The 15,633-nt window shown below is 49.4% G+C and carries 14 protein-coding genes; 9 read left to right on the top strand and 5 right to left on the bottom strand.

All coding sequences use genetic code 11. The features are described 5' to 3' along the window. Positions 1–113: 113 nt before the first annotated feature. Positions 114–1,079: a hypothetical protein gene (locus KS4_RS16535; RefSeq protein ID WP_145080808.1), complete on the bottom strand. Its 966-nt coding sequence runs from the start codon at positions 1,077–1,079 to the stop codon at positions 114–116. Positions 1,080–1,377: 298 nt separating this feature from the next. Beyond that, on the bottom strand, positions 1,378–1,977 hold the full coding sequence (locus KS4_RS16530) for a hypothetical protein (RefSeq protein WP_145080805.1): 600 nt from the start codon (positions 1,975–1,977) through the stop codon (positions 1,378–1,380). A gap of 257 nt (positions 1,978–2,234) precedes the next feature. On the opposite strand from KS4_RS16530, the gene KS4_RS16525 reads away from it, so the two are divergent. Further along, positions 2,235–4,124 carry a M20/M25/M40 family metallo-hydrolase gene (locus KS4_RS16525; protein ID WP_200761379.1) on the top strand — a complete coding sequence of 630 codons (1,890 nt, stop codon included), beginning with the start codon at positions 2,235–2,237 and terminating at the stop codon, positions 4,122–4,124. 217 nt (positions 4,125–4,341) lie between these two features. Continuing rightward, on the top strand, positions 4,342–4,827 hold the full coding sequence (locus KS4_RS16520; protein ID WP_200761378.1) for a CbiX/SirB N-terminal domain-containing protein: 486 nt from the start codon (positions 4,342–4,344) through the stop codon (positions 4,825–4,827). A 25-nt stretch (positions 4,828–4,852) separates the two neighbouring features. Here the strand turns inward: KS4_RS16520 and KS4_RS16515 are convergent, their stop codons facing one another. Then, complete coding sequence (locus KS4_RS16515; protein WP_145080796.1) at positions 4,853–5,320, bottom strand: hypothetical protein; 468 nt, start codon at positions 5,318–5,320, stop codon at positions 4,853–4,855. 49 nt (positions 5,321–5,369) lie between these two features. Then, a complete protein-coding gene (locus tag KS4_RS16510; protein ID WP_200761377.1) occupies positions 5,370–6,170 on the bottom strand; it encodes a 6-carboxytetrahydropterin synthase in 801 nt (266 codons plus the stop codon). A 334-nt stretch (positions 6,171–6,504) separates the two neighbouring features. Here KS4_RS16510 and KS4_RS16505 point away from each other — a divergent pair, with 334 nt between their 5' ends. Together KS4_RS16505 and KS4_RS16500 are read left to right on the top strand one after the other, a co-directional pair. Next, positions 6,505–6,684: a hypothetical protein gene (locus tag KS4_RS16505; protein WP_145080791.1), complete on the top strand. Its 180-nt coding sequence runs from the start codon at positions 6,505–6,507 to the stop codon at positions 6,682–6,684. 137 nt (positions 6,685–6,821) lie between these two features. After that, entirely contained in the window at positions 6,822–7,871 is a 1,050-nt protein-coding gene (locus KS4_RS16500; protein WP_145080789.1) for a tetratricopeptide repeat protein, read from the top strand. A 109-nt stretch (positions 7,872–7,980) separates the two neighbouring features. Here KS4_RS16500 and KS4_RS16495 read toward each other — a convergent pair whose 3' ends face one another. Beyond that, a complete protein-coding gene (locus tag KS4_RS16495) occupies positions 7,981–8,271 on the bottom strand; it encodes a Dabb family protein (protein ID WP_200761376.1) in 291 nt (96 codons plus the stop codon). A 477-nt stretch (positions 8,272–8,748) separates the two neighbouring features. Between KS4_RS16495 and KS4_RS16490 the strand changes: the two genes are divergently transcribed. The 5 genes from KS4_RS16490 (at position 8,749) to KS4_RS16470 (ending at position 15,576) form a co-directional block, all read left to right on the top strand. Beyond that, positions 8,749–10,623 carry a motility associated factor glycosyltransferase family protein gene (locus KS4_RS16490; protein ID WP_200761375.1) on the top strand — a complete coding sequence of 625 codons (1,875 nt, stop codon included), beginning with the start codon at positions 8,749–8,751 and terminating at the stop codon, positions 10,621–10,623. A gap of 32 nt (positions 10,624–10,655) precedes the next feature. After that, the gene (locus tag KS4_RS16485) at positions 10,656–12,323 is read left to right on the top strand and encodes a radical SAM/SPASM domain-containing protein (protein WP_145080779.1); all 1,668 of its coding nucleotides are present in this window, start codon (positions 10,656–10,658) and stop codon (positions 12,321–12,323) included. Between the two features lie 21 nt (positions 12,324–12,344). After that, positions 12,345–13,055, top strand: coding sequence for an acylneuraminate cytidylyltransferase family protein (locus KS4_RS16480; RefSeq protein WP_145080776.1), 711 nt, complete (start codon positions 12,345–12,347; stop codon positions 13,053–13,055). Between the two features lie 9 nt (positions 13,056–13,064). Continuing rightward, complete coding sequence (gene neuC, locus KS4_RS16475) at positions 13,065–14,216, top strand: UDP-N-acetylglucosamine 2-epimerase (RefSeq protein ID WP_145080773.1); 1,152 nt, start codon at positions 13,065–13,067, stop codon at positions 14,214–14,216. Positions 14,217–14,307: 91 nt separating this feature from the next. Then, positions 14,308–15,576 (top strand): vWA domain-containing protein, encoded by a 1,269-nt coding sequence (locus tag KS4_RS16470; RefSeq protein WP_145080770.1) that lies wholly within the window; start codon positions 14,308–14,310, stop codon positions 15,574–15,576. Positions 15,577–15,633: the final 57 nt, after the last annotated feature.

Raw genomic sequence — 15,633 nt, 5'->3', positions numbered from 1 at the left:
TTATAGGCAGGCAATCACCACGCTATATGTTTATATATCGCATGATGCGTGTGGTGAGCCTGAGAGAATATACTTACGCTTGGATTGAGTGATATGGATGCAAGTATCGGGAGCTATTCCTCACTTAGACGCAAGACCTGACCCTGATGTTTGGTCTGGATAACCTGTAGTAATTCGCCATTAGGTGTGCTGATTGTGATGTTGATTGTTTCGTCTTGCGAGAGGTTGCGGCCAACGGCTTCTGAACGGGTTAGGTCAAACAGAACCTGGCTTTGGAGAGAAGAGTTGATTAAACGGATATTGACAGGCGGAGCTTCAGCTGGGATGGATGCTTGATCGATTTCGAGCGTCATGCTGCCGGTACCGTCGACGGTGGCGACAGGGATGGTTTCGATGTCCTCAACATTGGTTAGTGTGAAATCCATATCGTAGTTCATGAAGGCTTTAACGCCGGGGAGGCCGACGTTGTATGACCATCTGAAATCGTGCTGCCATGATCCACCGATGACGAGTGCGGGGGGCGGGCCGATGAGTTGGGCGAGGTCGCTGGCGGATTCGATGAAGTCGAGTTCGGTTGGTAAATCGTCGGGATTGTCGACTTGTGAAACCATTTGATCCATACCGGAGACAGAGTTGACTGAGCCATCGGCCCCGATTTCGTAGGTAAGCCAAGCGGAGCACATGGCTTTGAGCAGGTTGCCGTATTCTTCGTATGGTGCCGGATTGTTTTCTCTTGAATCGACAGCGACTTCGTCACCAGTTGGGCCGATGAGTGTGATTTTGAGCCAATCGATTTTCATGCGGCAAGTACTTGAGCCATCGGCGTTCACACGATCAACGATCCATGTGGTTTCACCAGTACTTTCATAAGCATCGGTGCTATCGCGGCTATCGCCAGCGAAGCTCATGTTGATGTTGCGGTCACGGCGGTTCCAGAATTCGTACCGCGTTGTTTGGTTGGCTTTCCACGTGGCTGGGCGCAGATCATAGGTTGCTTGCTGATCCTGAGCGATGAGGGAGGATGAGTAGGCTGTGAGAATGGTGAGAAGCGTCAATAGTAAAGTGATCGGTTTGTTCATGGCCACGAATCTTTCGATATTGGATGTCTAGAGCGTCTTGCGAAGTTACTTGCTCGTTGACCAGTGGGTCGTTACGTAAAAATGCATCTTATCATGAGCCTGCTTTCGATTGTTTCGCAGGACATATGGCACGTAATGATGCAACCTACTCTAACCGTGGAATAGTTGTTGTGTGAATGGCCGCTAAAGGATAGCGGCCATAGGTGTTGATACTAGCAGTTTATCGGCCAAATGTTGATGCGGGTAGCGGTTTTTGTTGCCAAGTGCGTGAAATGTGCTTTGTGTCAGGTAGAGTTGGTTATTGATTCCAGATTCCGTCTGTTGGGGATTTGCCTTGGAATTTAAGGAAGTGGATTTCAATGACCTTCCACTGGTTATCGGGGAGACGGGTCCAGACGAGTTGCCAATCGGTGCGAACGGGGAAGCCTTGGGCAATTTTGCTGCTGAGGCCGAACCATGCGACGACGGTGTTGTCGTTGGTTTCTTGTGCGTTGAGTAAACGGATGCTCTGCTCTTTGATACTGTGCTTACTGACGACCGTGGGGAGGATGTTTTGGATTTGATCGTAGGTCAGCCAAGCGGTTTTGTTTGGGCCGTATAGGACGGCATATGGATCGATGTAATGATCGACCTGCTTCATTTCGAGTGGTGAAGTGGCGGCAACAAGAAGACGTGTGTTGTTGAGGATGATTTCGCGGGGTGTGGTGACGACGTAGGCCATTGTGATGGTGATGGCTGCGAGTATGAAGGCAGTGATGCCGGTGCTGAGATAGCGTTTGTTGCCTTGCCGGGAAGCCATGACCAGGAAAGCAAACCCGCAAACACCCATGGAGGCGGCGAGTGGCCAAGGGTTTTCAAGAAACATGGTTTTAACTGTAACACTGAGTGTTGTGAGCATGGTGTGTCCTTTCTGGTATGCGGTCGCGCACAACCATCATACACAAATGGTTGTCAGCGAAGGCTGTGTTATCAATTTGGAATTTTAGAGCTTTCCTCGTTGCTCTATCAATATGACGGAATTGACGCGATATCGTTTCAGATTAGGAATTTGTGGTCCTGTGTCGTGTTGTTGCGGTTGGTATAATCGGCGGCATGATTACCTTTCATTTAATCTCGGTGTATAAAACGCGTTTATATTTTTGTGCAATCGGATTGATGTTGGCGTTATCCGTTGGGTGCGTAAGTCAGGTTTCGGTTGGTACTCAAAGAATAAAAGTCGCATCGGCTTCCGATACAGAACGATATCAAGCCATGGTTGATTATCTTGCATCGGATGAGTTGCAGGGCAGGGGTGTAGGGTATTCAGGTCTTGTGAAAGCAAGAGATTATCTGATCGTGAATTTAGAAGAGATGGCAGTGCGGCCGGGGATAATCAATGAACAGGCAGCGTCTAATCAATATACACAGAGATTGTCGATTCGCATGCCAGTGGTTGCGAAAGAAAAATCACTTCGTGTCACTCAAAGTCATGAAGTGATAAATGAAATTGTTTTTGATTCTAATAAAATGAATGTACTGGGTTTGTCTTCAAGTCAATCGTTTGTAAATAAACGTGTAGTGTTTGTGGGGTATGGCATTGTTGCGGACGCGTACGAATATGATAGTTATGGTGATGTGGATGTAGATGATGCAGTGGTTGTGATGTTTCGATATGAGCCTATGACTGAACGCAAGAGCCAGTGGGCGAAAGATCTGAAGATTAAGGTGCCGTGGACGGAGCATGCATCGATTCCACAAAAGGTAAAACAAGCGGAAGGGCGTGGCGCTTCTGCGGTTGTGATTGTTGATCCCCCTAGCTTTAGATATTCGTCATTGATTCCAACTGACGCTTCAGATTATGGTGAGAAGGCTGTTTCGATTCCGGTGTATCACATGAAAGCAGAATTGTTCGAGCAGATGCTTGAGCTGGAGGGGAAACAGAAGGTGATGATGAAACGTCTTGAATCTAAGGCGAATCGTGGTGAAGATGAGCCAGTTGAGTTTCAGCAGATCAAGCTTTCGGGTACGGTAGTTGTAGACCGCCAGAATGGGCAGGTTGATAATGTGATTGGTATTGTGGATGGGGCCGGTGATTTAGCAAGTGAAGTGGTTGTTGTTGGTGCTCATTACGATCATCTGGGGTACGGTGAGGTTGCCTCGCGTTCAGGTATACATGCTATTCATAACGGTGCGGATGATAATGCATCGGGTAGTGCGCTGGTCATGATGCTTGCTGAGAAGTATCAACAGTATGTGCTTGAGCATCAGACTGATCGAAGACGAACGGTTGTTTTTACGTTTTTCTCCGCAGAGGAACGTGGGTTATGGGGTTCACGATATATGGTGAATCATTTAGATCAGCTCGCGCTGTCTGAGGGGTTTAAGGTTGTGGCCATGATGAACTATGACATGGTGGGCCGGATACGAGAGAACGCAATTGAAATGTTTGAGTCGCAGACGTGTTCGGCATGGCAAGATATTGCGGTAGAGGCTAATCATAAGATAGGCTTTGATTTAAAGATCAGAGAGAATTGTCCGGGCATGTCAGATCACAACTCGTTTATCGGCCAACAGATCCCCGCAGTTCTCTTCTTCAGCGGTATGCATGAGGATTACCATCGTGTGTCAGATACCTCGGACAAGATTAATGCTGAGGGAGCAGCGAAGCTACTGGCGTTATCACAATTGATGTTGTCTGATCTGGTGACACGAGATTCAGGATTGGCTTACCGTGATACTGAATCTGATTCGGATAGCGGTTTGGTTAATGGCTCATTTTTAAATTGGTATACCGCAGATGTGACAGCGATGCGTCGCCGGGATCTAAAGGCCAAAGAGACAAACGCAAGTGGATTTAAGATTTACTGGACGCCGATCAGCAAGCTGCTCGTTTCGCTGCGGCTAAAGCAGGGTGATCAGATTGTCCAGATTAATGGTGTTCAGATTAAGGATATGAATCGTTTGATGACCGTTATCCAAGGGCTGGATACAGGTAAACAGATTGAGTTATTCGTTGTGCGCGGGCAGCAAATGCTGAAACTCACCTTTACACTAAAAAACTTGTAGCTTGTCTAAAGACCTTGGAATCTCAATGTATAGGTTGAATGAATTTGAGAAATTTGCAGTTTCTAGAGCGTTTTGCGAAAATACTTGGATCGTTGGCTGGCTCTGGAAGTAGGTCGTTTCGATAAAAAGTAGTTATAGCACGAGTCGACTGCTGAATCGTCCATTTTTTAACTGTGCCAGATATTCACATAGCTCGTTCTACTCTATTATGAAGTGTATGAATCAGACGCCCACTGAACTCAATCCAAACGATCATGATCTGGCCCATACGGGGATCATTATTGTTGATCACGGCTCACGCCGCGAGGCATCGAATAAAATGCTGGAAGCTTTTGTTGAAGCTTTTGCGGAAGAGACCGAATACTCGATCGTTGAGCCTGCTCATATGGAGTTGGCAGAGCCATCAATCGAAACGGCGTTTGATAAGTGTATTGCAAGAGGTGCGAAAAAGGTTTTGGTGTGCCCATACTTTTTACTGCCGGGGAAGCATTGGCATCAGGATATCCCAGATCTGACCAAGGCTGCTGCAAAGAAGTATCCAGATGTTTCGTTTGTTGTCACAGCACCGATCGGCTTGCATCCGATGATGCGCGATGTAATCTCGTCACGGATTGAGCATTGCCTATCGCATATTGAAGGTGCTGCTGACGAATGTGAGTCATGCAAAGGCACTGGTCGATGCAAGCTTCAAAAGCCAGAATAATTTGCACGCGTCGAATATCGATCAATCACCAATACCGCGGTCCATCTTTGGGGTCATCATCCAGATTGCCTTTATCTTCATTATCCGGATCCCAGTCGGGCTGATCCCAATCTGATTCGTCGTACTCTGCTTCGAGTGCATCATCGATTTCCGCGCCTTGCGGTGGTGGGGCATCGGTTTCACCAAACTCAGCCATGACTTTTTTGTCGTCCATGCGATCGGCTGCAGATTCCCACGCACTGGCGAGCGGAGAGGTGCTTTCACGTCGCTCATTGATTTTCTGCTCTAGCCGATTCATGCGTTTGCGGTAGCGATGCCAAAGGAAGGTCAGGCATACGATGGAGACGACACCCAAAACACCCAAAATCACGATCCAGAACACCCCGATGCTATAACGATTCGCCATCTCTTTAAAGACATGATCGCGGGTTGGGTCAGCCGTTTGCTGTCCAATGAAGGTCATGGCGACAGGGAGTGTGATGCTGTTGATCATGGTATTTATTTTAACGCGCATATGTGAATAAATGGAAGTGTTTTGTAGATCACTCGCCACGATAGACGCAACTGGTCTTCTGGGTTTCCCAGACTTTGACCTCCACCAGTTCCGCGCCAGGCATGGAGCCTAGGTCATCGACCTTGCCCGTCAGCTTCTCCCAAACCATCTTTGTAATATTCTCAACCGTAGGATTCAAAGCAGCGAATTCTTCTGTGTCTTTGTTTAAGTGCTTGTGGTCAAAAGGTTTGATGACGACCGTATCGACAAGTTCGTCGAGTTCTTCGACATGAGCCACATCCCCCATGGGGTCGATCGGCATCGCAACCGCGACTTGCACAACGTAGTTGTGACCATGCCCTTCGGGGTTATTGCATTTGCCGAACACTTCACGGTTTGCCTCATCGCTCAGCGAATCACAGTGCAGCCTGTGAGCAGCAGAAAACTCATATTCGTGTCGTATTGTGACCTTATCCATGTTTTCGCTCTCAATCCCCATACTCAACATCGGTGTCAGATGCAGCCGCACTTCAGCGACCGCCTCTTGTAATAACGGCTGAAGACCGTTAATCATTCCACGTACCACCTCACCTATCGGCGCGCTTGCCGGATCTCCAGGCCCGCTGATCATGTCCTGCAAGTAAGGCAATGTCTGCTCGCGGACCGCCTGGTCAATCTCACTAATGTTGATGAAGTACCCCGTTTCGTCTGCATCCCCCTTGCAGATCACTTCCACCTCATACCATCTGCTAAGCCCACGCATCGCAGGCCAGCCGCCCCAGGTGTTAAATTTTTCCGTTGCTTCTGGTGGCAAAACCCCGCCTGCTGCTGATCCATCAGTGACACACATCCTTACTCTTCGCTGTAATTCCAACATGTGGAGCATTATAGCGTGGGCTCTGTCATTCCTGCACGAACTTGTTTACTGTGTATTTCTAGGGCAGCTTGCGTGGTTATCTATAGGATCTGTATACACATCATTAAACAGCCGATCCACGCTATGACTGTTTTTCGCGTAACGACCTACTAATCAACGCTGAAGGTATTGACGCAAAACGCTCTAGAAGCGATTAACACTTTTTTTACGCAAAAATGATTTGTACTTCTCTCACATTAATTGCATGATTACCGAAGCACGGTTGCCGCATCTTTCAGCGGCAGACATTTTTCCTCATGGTGTGAGCATGCCCAAGCTGATCAAAACATCAATTCTTGTCTATACCCTCATCCTTTTTGGTGGCGCGCTGCCTACGGGTGATGCATGGATCAATCTCGGCGAGGATGGCCGACTTCAAACCGTCTCCAAGATCGAATTGGCTGCTTCTCGGGCCGATAACACAGCAGAAATCACTCTAAACCGTTAATAAATCACAATTAATCCGCTGATTTATGTTCATTCCGTGACGAATCCCCTTCGCTCGGATACGCTTACTTGTACGTCGATGAATCGATCTCGTGCGGTTCGTCTTCACCAGCACAATGACAGCTATGCGGATGTGTTATGTCAGAAACAAGCTCAAATAAGACCCTCTTCGCTGCGTTTGCCGTTTTCATCGCCGTGATTGCGATGTGTTTTGGCACATATATTTTTCTTTTCGATTCCGAAGAGCCAACGCCAGAGCAGATTGCGGACAAGCAAGTCGAACTCGCCGATCGCCTCGACAAGCTACAAAACAGCTTCGTCCTTGCGATGGAAAATCAAAGGCCCGCTCCCGAGCTGATCGGTGAGATTGCTGCATACGCCAAAGAAAACCCAGATTCAGCATCGGCTCAGGTTCTTGATGGTCAGGCTCAGCTCTACATCCGCAACTTCCAAGCCGCCTATGATGCGCTTGAGCGTGCGCTACAGCTTGATCCCAATCAATATCAAACCGAAATGCTCACGGGCACGATTGCCTACGACAATCTGAATAATCTGGAAAACGCCGTGAAGCACTTTGAACGCGCTTCGCAGCTCAATAAAACTAATCCAGAACCACTGCTATATCTCGCTCAGATCCGCGCACAGCAGGATATGGCCGAGGAAGCCTTCGATTACCTCAATCGAGCAATTGCGATTGACCGTAACCTCCCACAAGCTCACGCTTCACTTGCAGATCTCTACCGCAAGCGTGAGCTTTTCGATGCCGCTTCGCGTGAGTACGAGATCGCTCTTGAGCAGTCCAACAATTCAAAACTGCAACGTCAGCACTCCATCTATCTTTTTAAATATGCACAAATGCTAACCGAGCAAGGCAAGCCCGAAGAGGCGCTCCCGCTCATCGCAGAAATGACCACATCCGCTCGGATGCAACCCGAAGTACTTGCGCAAATCGGCGAAGTTTGGAATGATCTCGGCCAGCCCGATCAGGCCGCTCTCTATTTTGCGCAGCTTGTAAAAGCAGACCCCGCGAACGAAGCCGCCACCGCGCTTGCATCCCAGTACTACATCATTGCCGGCAACGCCAAGGATGCGGAAACCTATATGAACCATCTTCGCCAAATCAATCCAGCGTCGCCCAAATTACAGGATCTCGCAACGCAAATCGCCGACATGAAATCTCAATCCTGAGCGAGATTCACCCGGATTATCAAAAAAACCGCTTTTAAAAGCGGTTTTTTTATTTCGTATCTATCTTAAGTAATTAGAGCAGATTGCGTGATTATTTACACAAAGCGCTCTAAAACTCATAGTCCATTGCCATCAGCTCAGCATTTGCTTTAAGCTCAACCGCCACTTTCACATGCTCCGGATGCTCCGCATAAACCTTTAGAGCTTCCTTGGATTCCAATGTAACCACAAATCCAAGCCCAAACCCCTTCGCGCGGTCCGTGAAATTTTTTCCGATCGTAAACCGCTCAATCCCTGGCACCTTTGACTCCAAACCCTTTAATCCATCAACCAATTCCGCTTTCTTCTCTTCGCTCACGCCATCGTTGAATTTTACCCAGACAATATGCTCAACAGCCATCATTTTGCTCCAAACAAACAGTGTTAACCTCTTCCCACACCCCAAATCACGTCAACGAATCATACCCAATCCCCCCCCTGTTTGGTAACTACACTTCCGATTTGTACTCAATCTTGCCACTGTCGGTGACAGGTTGTTTGAAAAATATCCGCCAAAGTTTTCAAATAGCACAACTTCATCAAAACGTCCTCTTCCCTCCCCCATTCACTCGACTAGGTCAATTCTCACACCTCCTGTTAGAGCAAATTGTCTATGACTTTCCACCTTGCCCATACCGCAAGCGGCAACAAATCAATTTCTAAAAACATCTAGCCGTAACGACCTACAGGCTAGCGCAGCAAATGTTTGCGGAAACCACACTCAACCATTGCCCCTTTACCTCATTCACTTTCAAGATCACACCCATGACTGCCCGATAATTCTCCCTGTAGTACGATGTTAAACAAGCAAAACATATTATCGTTGAATCTCGCACTCTTGAAGAATCATGCCCCGGAATTGGCATGTGAGCTCGCTGATCTTCAGCCAGCTGAATCATTCAAGATCTCCGATTCAAAATCTGATCTGCCCGCAGCTTCACTTACTGTAGACGGCCAAGCCGTTGCGCTTTGCTCAAAGTACGACCCCATTAAAGAAGCCACGCGCATGGCCGATCAGGTTGACTATTCTGAGTCCGCCACCGTCTTTGTCATGGGCATCGGGCTCGGCTACCACGTCGCTGAGGTTTCCAAAAGACTTGGCCCCAAAGGGCTGCTCATCGTCTGGGAGCCAGACCCTGCCAATCTTTTGGTCGCGCTGACGCACGTCGACCATACGCCCTGGCTCTCACGCCAGCACCTCATCATCTTCACCGGCCAGCCCGATCGCACAACCTTCCAAACCAAAGTCGAACCCTACGCGTTCGCGATCACGCAGGGTCTTCGTCTCTTCGAGCACCCCGCCTATCGCCGCCTTTTCCCAGAGCAACTCACCGAGCTCAATAATCACGCCAAGGACATCGTCGCCTACGCGCGTACATGCATCGCCACCGCGCTGGTGAATAATCTCCGCACCCATGAAAACCTCACCGCCAATCTCCCACTCTACGCAGCGGGCGCATCCATCAACGAACTCAAAGACTTCGCCAAAGGTTTCCCCGCAGTCTGTGTTGCTGCCGGCCCATCACTCGTTAAAAACGTTCATCTCCTCCAAAACCCAGAGATTCGCAAAAACATCATCGTCATCGCCGTTCAGACCGCACTCCGCCCACTCCTCGATCGCGGCATCACCCCCGACTTCGTCACCGCACTCGATTATTCACAAATCAGTGCCCGGTTCTACGAAGACCTCCCCCCACTCCCCACCGTCACACTTGTCGCAGAACCCAAAGCTCACTGTACCATCCTCGACAGTTACCCCGGCCCAGTTCGCACCTTAAGTAATGAATTTAATGACGTTCTGCTCGGCGATATGGCCACGCCCAAAGATTCTCTCCCAGCCGGCGGAACCGTCGCGCATCTCTCTCTCTATCTCGCTCAATACATCGGCTGTGACCCCATCATGTTCATCGGCCAAGATCTCGCCTTTTCCGATGGCCTCTACTACGCACCCGGCACCGCTGTCCACCAAGTCTGGTCATCCGAAATCAACGCTCACAACACAATCGAAATGATGGAGTACATCCGTGTCATGCGCATGCGTGGCCATCTACGCGAAGCAACCGACCATCACGGCCGCACAATCTACACCGATGAACAAATGGCCACCTACCACAAACAATTCGAGCGTGACTTCTCAAACGCCCCGCAAACCATCATTGATGCCACAGAAGGCGGACTCCCCAAAGAGCATACCATCGCCATGCCTTTTGCAGAATCACTCGAAAAACACGCGACAGAACCAACCCCCTCAATCCCACTTCCCAGCACGCACCTCGATTCCGATCGTCTGTCTGAGGTCGAAAAACAAATCGGCAACCGCATGACAGATATCAACGAGCTTCGCCAGACAACGGTTCAAACCATCGCCACTATCGAAGACATGATGAAAAATCAGCGAAACAAAGCCAAGATGGTTCGCCTCTTTGACCAATTAACCGAGCAACGTGAGCACGCCACCAATGATCTCGCCCACGCATTCAATCTCATCACCAAACTAAACGTCCTCGGCGCTTACAAGCGGCAAAAGAAAGATCGTCTTCTCGAAATAACGACAAACGATCCCTATGAAAGGCAATACAAGCAGCTTGAACGTGATGCTGAAAACCTCGACTGGATTGTTCAATCCTGTGATGAAGCCATCACAATCTTCGAACAGGCAATGCAGCGTCTATCCCACGCTCTCATTCAACATCAATCCCCACAGCCCGCTTGATTTATCTCACTCAACCCGGAGTTACACCCCGCATGTCTTTCCCCGCTATCATTATCGCTGACACACAGCATTCCTTCCTCGGCCTCCCTTCTCGTATCGCCGATGAACTTTTGGATCGCACCATTCTTGATATCACATTAACGCGGCTCGCCTCTATTCCAGAGATAGATCAGATTATCATTGTGCACCCTGAATCCCAAGCACCTCAATCGCTCATTACCACAAGCATCGATAAACCGCTGTATTACTTTCCTCACAATCACACGCCAAACGTTACGCATCGCAATTGGCAATCTGGTCGTAAGTGGGCACTCACCGCATGGCGAGGCGGTCTCGGTTGGTCATCCATCTTTGATGAATCGCTTCCCGCTAAACCTCTCGCCGACGCCTTAGCTCATTACAAACAAGACGCCGCCTTCATCGTTCGTGCCGATTGGCCACTTTTCGATCTTCAATCCGCCTCACAGCTGATCACACGACATCGCGAAGCGCCTGAAGCGCTTCGTTTCTGTTTCACCCAATCCCCTCCCGGGTTGGCAGGTTACATCGCCTCACAGTCAACATTTCAGCAGTTCACCGACCACAACGCCTCTTTTGGTCAAATCCTCGGCTACTCTCACAGTCAGCCGATGCTCGACCCCATCTCACGTGATGCGAATATCGCCATTCCTCCCGCTGTTCGCGACTGCAACCGCCGTTTTGTCTATGACACCGCCCGATCAGTCGCGCTCGTCAACCAGCTCGCCAGCCATCTCGGCAAATCACTCATCTCCGCAACAAATCTGCAAATTGCCACCGCGGCCAACGAAATCGAAACCTCCAATCCGCTGCTTCATTACCAGTCCCTGCCTCAGCAGATAACATTAGAGCTTACGCCTAATCGATCGTTAGATGGCCCGCTCACTGTTCAGCACTACATCACCCCCGACCGTGAGCCGATCACGATTGATCACGCACACAAAGTGATTAAACAGATTGCCGTTGATCCCAACAACGACATTGTGCTTACATTTGCAGGTGTTGGCGATTCACTTCTTCATCCTCAATACAAAGAAATCATCATCGCCGCTCATGACGCCGGTGTTCTCGGCATCGCACTTGAAACCGATCTGCATATCAACAACCCAGATCAACTCGCCTCGCTTCATGATCTCCCCATCGACTTGCTCATCACAAACCTCAACGCGGATTCTGAGCAAGCCTACCAGCGTGTCATGAACTCATCAGATTACAACACGCCTTTCTTTAACATTGAAAGTCTTCTCAATACCCGCCTCCAACGTCAGCGAGATTTCAACCCCGCCTTTATCCCATGGATCATCCCCTCATTTCTAAAGACAAAGCTTAATCTTGAGGATATGGACAGTTTTTTTGCACGCTGGATGTATCACGCGAAGCATGCCCTTATCCGCCCCTTCCAGACCGCCATTGGCAAGCTCCCCGATCTCTCCCCGGTTCCCATGCAACCTCCTAAGCGTAAACCATGCAGTCAGCTTGCCAACCGCCTTACAATTCTTTCTGACGGCTCCGTTCTTCAATGCGATCAGGATATCACCGCCCAATCTCCATTAGGCAATATGTCTCAGCAGCCGCTTTTAGAACTCTGGCAATCGCAATTCACCATTTATGCATCACACACGCAGCATTGCTTTGATTGCAATAAACTCTGCGCCTCTTGTTCTGAATGGTTTCGTCCTTAAACTAATCAAGAAGTCTAACGCATGAATACACTCGCCATTATCCTCGCCCGTGCAGGCTCTCAAGGTCTCCCCAACAAGAACGGCCTCATTCTCGCCGGCAAGCCTATGCTGCAATACACATTCGATCACGCGCTCGCCTCAACATCTATTACACACACCATCCTCAGTACCGATGGCCCTCATCTCGCCCAAATTGCCAAACATAACAATATCCCAACGATCCTACGACCAGACGATCTCGCAACCTCGACCGCAACAGTGGACGCAGCCGCCCGCCACGCTTTGACGGAGTACGAAAAACAAACCAGCCTAACCTTCGGCTGTATCGCCATTCTATATGGTAATGTGCCGGTACGTCCTCACGATCTAACAGATCGTGCTATCAACAAGCTTACCGAAACTAATTGTGATTCAGTTCAATCAGTCTATCCTGTCGAGAAGAATCATCCCTATTGGATGAAGCGTGTTGACGACGACTCTCGCCTTCTCATGTACCAAGACAACAATATCTACCGCCGGCAAGATCTCCCCCCAGTCTATATGCTTGATGGCGGTGTCATTGCACTCACACGTCAATCGCTACAGACAACCAGCCCCGATCAGCCCCATGCTTTCCTCGGCTCAGATCGTCGTGCCATCATCACACAGCCTCACGATGTTGTGGATATCGACACTGCCATTGACCTAAAAATCGCCGAAGCGATTCTCTCAGATCAGCGCCAATCTATTTAACGATTAGTCATGACAAATACAACACGCCCTACCTCCAAACAAACAAAGTACATCACCGTCGTGACCGGCACACGCGCAGAGTTCGGCCTCCTTCGATCTGTAATCGCCGCGATCAGCGCACATCCAAAGCTGCAGCTACGTCTCATTGCCGCCGGACAACATCTGACGACCGGTTCATACAAAGATATTCTCAAATCAGATTTTCAAATAGACGCAAAAGTTCGCATGCAGACTAAGAATGATTCCGGCTACGCAGCTGATGCACAAGCTCTAGCTCGTGGAATTGCTTCGTTCGCAACAGATTTCGCCTCACACCCAACACACCTCGTCCTCGTTCTCGGCGACCGCATCGAGGCTTTCGCCGCCGCCTCCGCCGCCGCAATCTCAAACATACACCTTGCCCATATCCATGGCGGCGATCGCGCAGAAGGGATCGCCGATGAATCCATGCGTCACGCCATCACCAAATTGGCCCACATCCACTTCCCCGCCTCCAAACAATCCGCCACGCGCATAAGAAAGCTCGGCGAGTTACCTAGCACCATCCATCTCCACGGCTCTCCATCCATCGACGATCTCGTTTTATCTATCCATCAGATAGAAAGCTCCACAGATATCATTGTTTTGCAGCATCCTGTCGGAGACTCACCAAAGCAAGAGCAATCCCACATGGCGCAAACCCTTTCAGCCGCTCGCAAACTTGCTCAACAGCACAACTTTAAAATCCTCATACTCTCACCCAATGCTGATCCCGGCACAACCGGCATCAACACCGCTATTGATTCTTTCATGAAAAAGCCTCAAGCAAATCGTAATACTACACATCTCACACATCTACCTCGCCCTCAGTTCCTTGCCCATCTTAAGAACGCCAAACTCATCCTCGGAAACTCTTCCGCCGCCCTGATCGAAGCCGCCGCCCTAAAAACACCTGCAGTCAATATCGGCCCTCGCCAGAATGGCCGCGAAAAACCCCGCTCCGTGATTGATTCTCCCTACGGCATCAAGCCCGTCCTTACCGCTGCAGATAAAGCGCTCACGCTAAACCTCTCCCGCATGACCCATCCCTATGGCTCCGGTAATGCAGGCCTCAAAATCGCAAAAACCCTTGCTAATCTCAATCTCAAATCACTTTCTTTGAGAAAACAAAATACATTCTAAAAAATATGCTCGCCCGGGAACTTTTCCTCGCGTATCACGTCAAACACATAAAGCAGTCCATATTTCAATTAAAACGAAAGGCAGCACCATGATGCGAGCAGCGATCCTATTGCCCATTCTCTCCAGCCTGATTCTCTCCGCACCACTCTCCGCGAAAAAAATCGCGCAACAATCCGCCCCAACCACAACCACAACGACCATCCCCGCACCTGCCACGGCCGAATCCATCGAAATCACCATCGAAGTCAAACCCACCCCTCCCTCAATTGACAACCCTAACCTTCAGATAGCCATCCTCCTCGACACCTCCTCCTCAATGTCTGGCCTCATCAATCAGGCAAAAGCTCAACTCTGGACAATCGTTAACCAATGCGGCAAAGCGACCTATAACGGCCTCGCACCAAACCTCACCATCGCCATTTTTGAATACGGCAACTCCGGCCTCCCCGCCTCCGAAGGCTACATCCGCCAAGTCCTTCCATTCACAAACGATCTCGATGCCGTCTCTCAAGCTCTCTTCTCACTCACCACAAACGGTGGCGATGAATACTGCGGCCTTGTCATCAATGAAGCGATCAAACGATTAGACTGGTCAACCAACCCCGACGATTACCGCGCCATCTACATCGCCGGCAACGAACCCTTCACACAAGGTCAATTCCCCTTCTCGCAAGCCTGCTCAACCGCAAAATCCAAAGATATTATCGTCAATACCATCCATTGCGGCGACGCCAATGAAGGTATCAATGGTTCATGGCAGGCCGGTGCCATTCTCGCAGCCGGCAAGTACCTCAACATCAACCATGACCGTCAAGTCGCCAATATCAAGACCCCCTACGACGACAAATTCTTAGAACTCAATTCGCAAATCAACGGCACCTATCTCTACTTCGGTGTTACTGAAGTTCGCCGATCACGTGCTCAAAATCAACTCAAGCAAGATAAAAATATGATGAACATGGGCGGCATGGCTATAGCCGAACGTGTTGCATCAAAGTCTAAAAAACAAGTGTACAACAATTCTGGCCGTGATCTCGTCGATACCTTCGGTGATAAAGATAAGCTTGAAGAACTCGCAACCGTTGCCACCGAAGAGCTGCCCAAAGCAATGCAGGCAATGACCCCTGAACAGCGTATTGAACACGTCAAAATCACCAAAGAAGAACGTGAAAAAATTCAAAAACAGATAGCCGAACTCGAGATGAAACGTCAAGCCTTTATCGCCGAGAAACGTAAAGAACTCGCTAAAGATACCCTCGGCGATGTCATTACCCAAACCATCACTACCCAGCTCACAAACAACGGATTTGCTATTGAAACTACAACGATCGAACCTGAGCTTCAAATAGAAAATAATTAACACCGATCTCTCCGCGGGCGGTGTTAATCGCAGCCAAGCTATGCCTGCGCTCGCAGT

Origin of the sequence: Poriferisphaera corsica (assembly GCF_007747445.1) — a bacterium.
Lineage (GTDB): Bacteria > Planctomycetota > Phycisphaerae > Phycisphaerales > Phycisphaeraceae > Poriferisphaera > Poriferisphaera corsica.
Note: the sequence above shows the minus strand (reverse complement) of the source record. Positions and strands in the feature narration are given on the sequence as shown.

Excerpts from the sequence above, each read along its gene's own strand:
- KS4_RS16510 (WP_200761377.1), bottom strand. The coding sequence starts at position 6,170 with ATGTGTGTCACTGATGGATCAGCAGCAGGCGGGGTTTTGCCACCAGAA.
- KS4_RS16505 (WP_145080791.1), top strand. The coding sequence starts at position 6,505 with ATGCCCAAGCTGATCAAAACATCAATTCTTGTCTATACCCTCATCCTT.
- KS4_RS16515 (WP_145080796.1), bottom strand. The coding sequence starts at position 5,320 with ATGATCAACAGCATCACACTCCCTGTCGCCATGACCTTCATTGGACAG.
- KS4_RS16480 (WP_145080776.1), top strand. The coding sequence starts at position 12,345 with ATGAATACACTCGCCATTATCCTCGCCCGTGCAGGCTCTCAAGGTCTC.
- KS4_RS16525 (WP_200761379.1), top strand. The coding sequence starts at position 2,235 with ATGTTGGCGTTATCCGTTGGGTGCGTAAGTCAGGTTTCGGTTGGTACT.
- KS4_RS16470 (WP_145080770.1), top strand. The coding sequence starts at position 14,308 with ATGCGAGCAGCGATCCTATTGCCCATTCTCTCCAGCCTGATTCTCTCC.
- KS4_RS16485 (WP_145080779.1), top strand. The coding sequence starts at position 10,656 with ATGTCTTTCCCCGCTATCATTATCGCTGACACACAGCATTCCTTCCTC.
- KS4_RS16500 (WP_145080789.1), top strand. The coding sequence starts at position 6,822 with ATGTCAGAAACAAGCTCAAATAAGACCCTCTTCGCTGCGTTTGCCGTT.
- neuC (WP_145080773.1), top strand. The coding sequence starts at position 13,065 with ATGACAAATACAACACGCCCTACCTCCAAACAAACAAAGTACATCACC.
- KS4_RS16495 (WP_200761376.1), bottom strand. The coding sequence starts at position 8,271 with ATGGCTGTTGAGCATATTGTCTGGGTAAAATTCAACGATGGCGTGAGC.
- KS4_RS16535 (WP_145080808.1), bottom strand. The coding sequence starts at position 1,079 with ATGAACAAACCGATCACTTTACTATTGACGCTTCTCACCATTCTCACA.
- KS4_RS16520 (WP_200761378.1), top strand. The coding sequence starts at position 4,342 with ATGAATCAGACGCCCACTGAACTCAATCCAAACGATCATGATCTGGCC.
- KS4_RS16530 (WP_145080805.1), bottom strand. The coding sequence starts at position 1,977 with ATGCTCACAACACTCAGTGTTACAGTTAAAACCATGTTTCTTGAAAAC.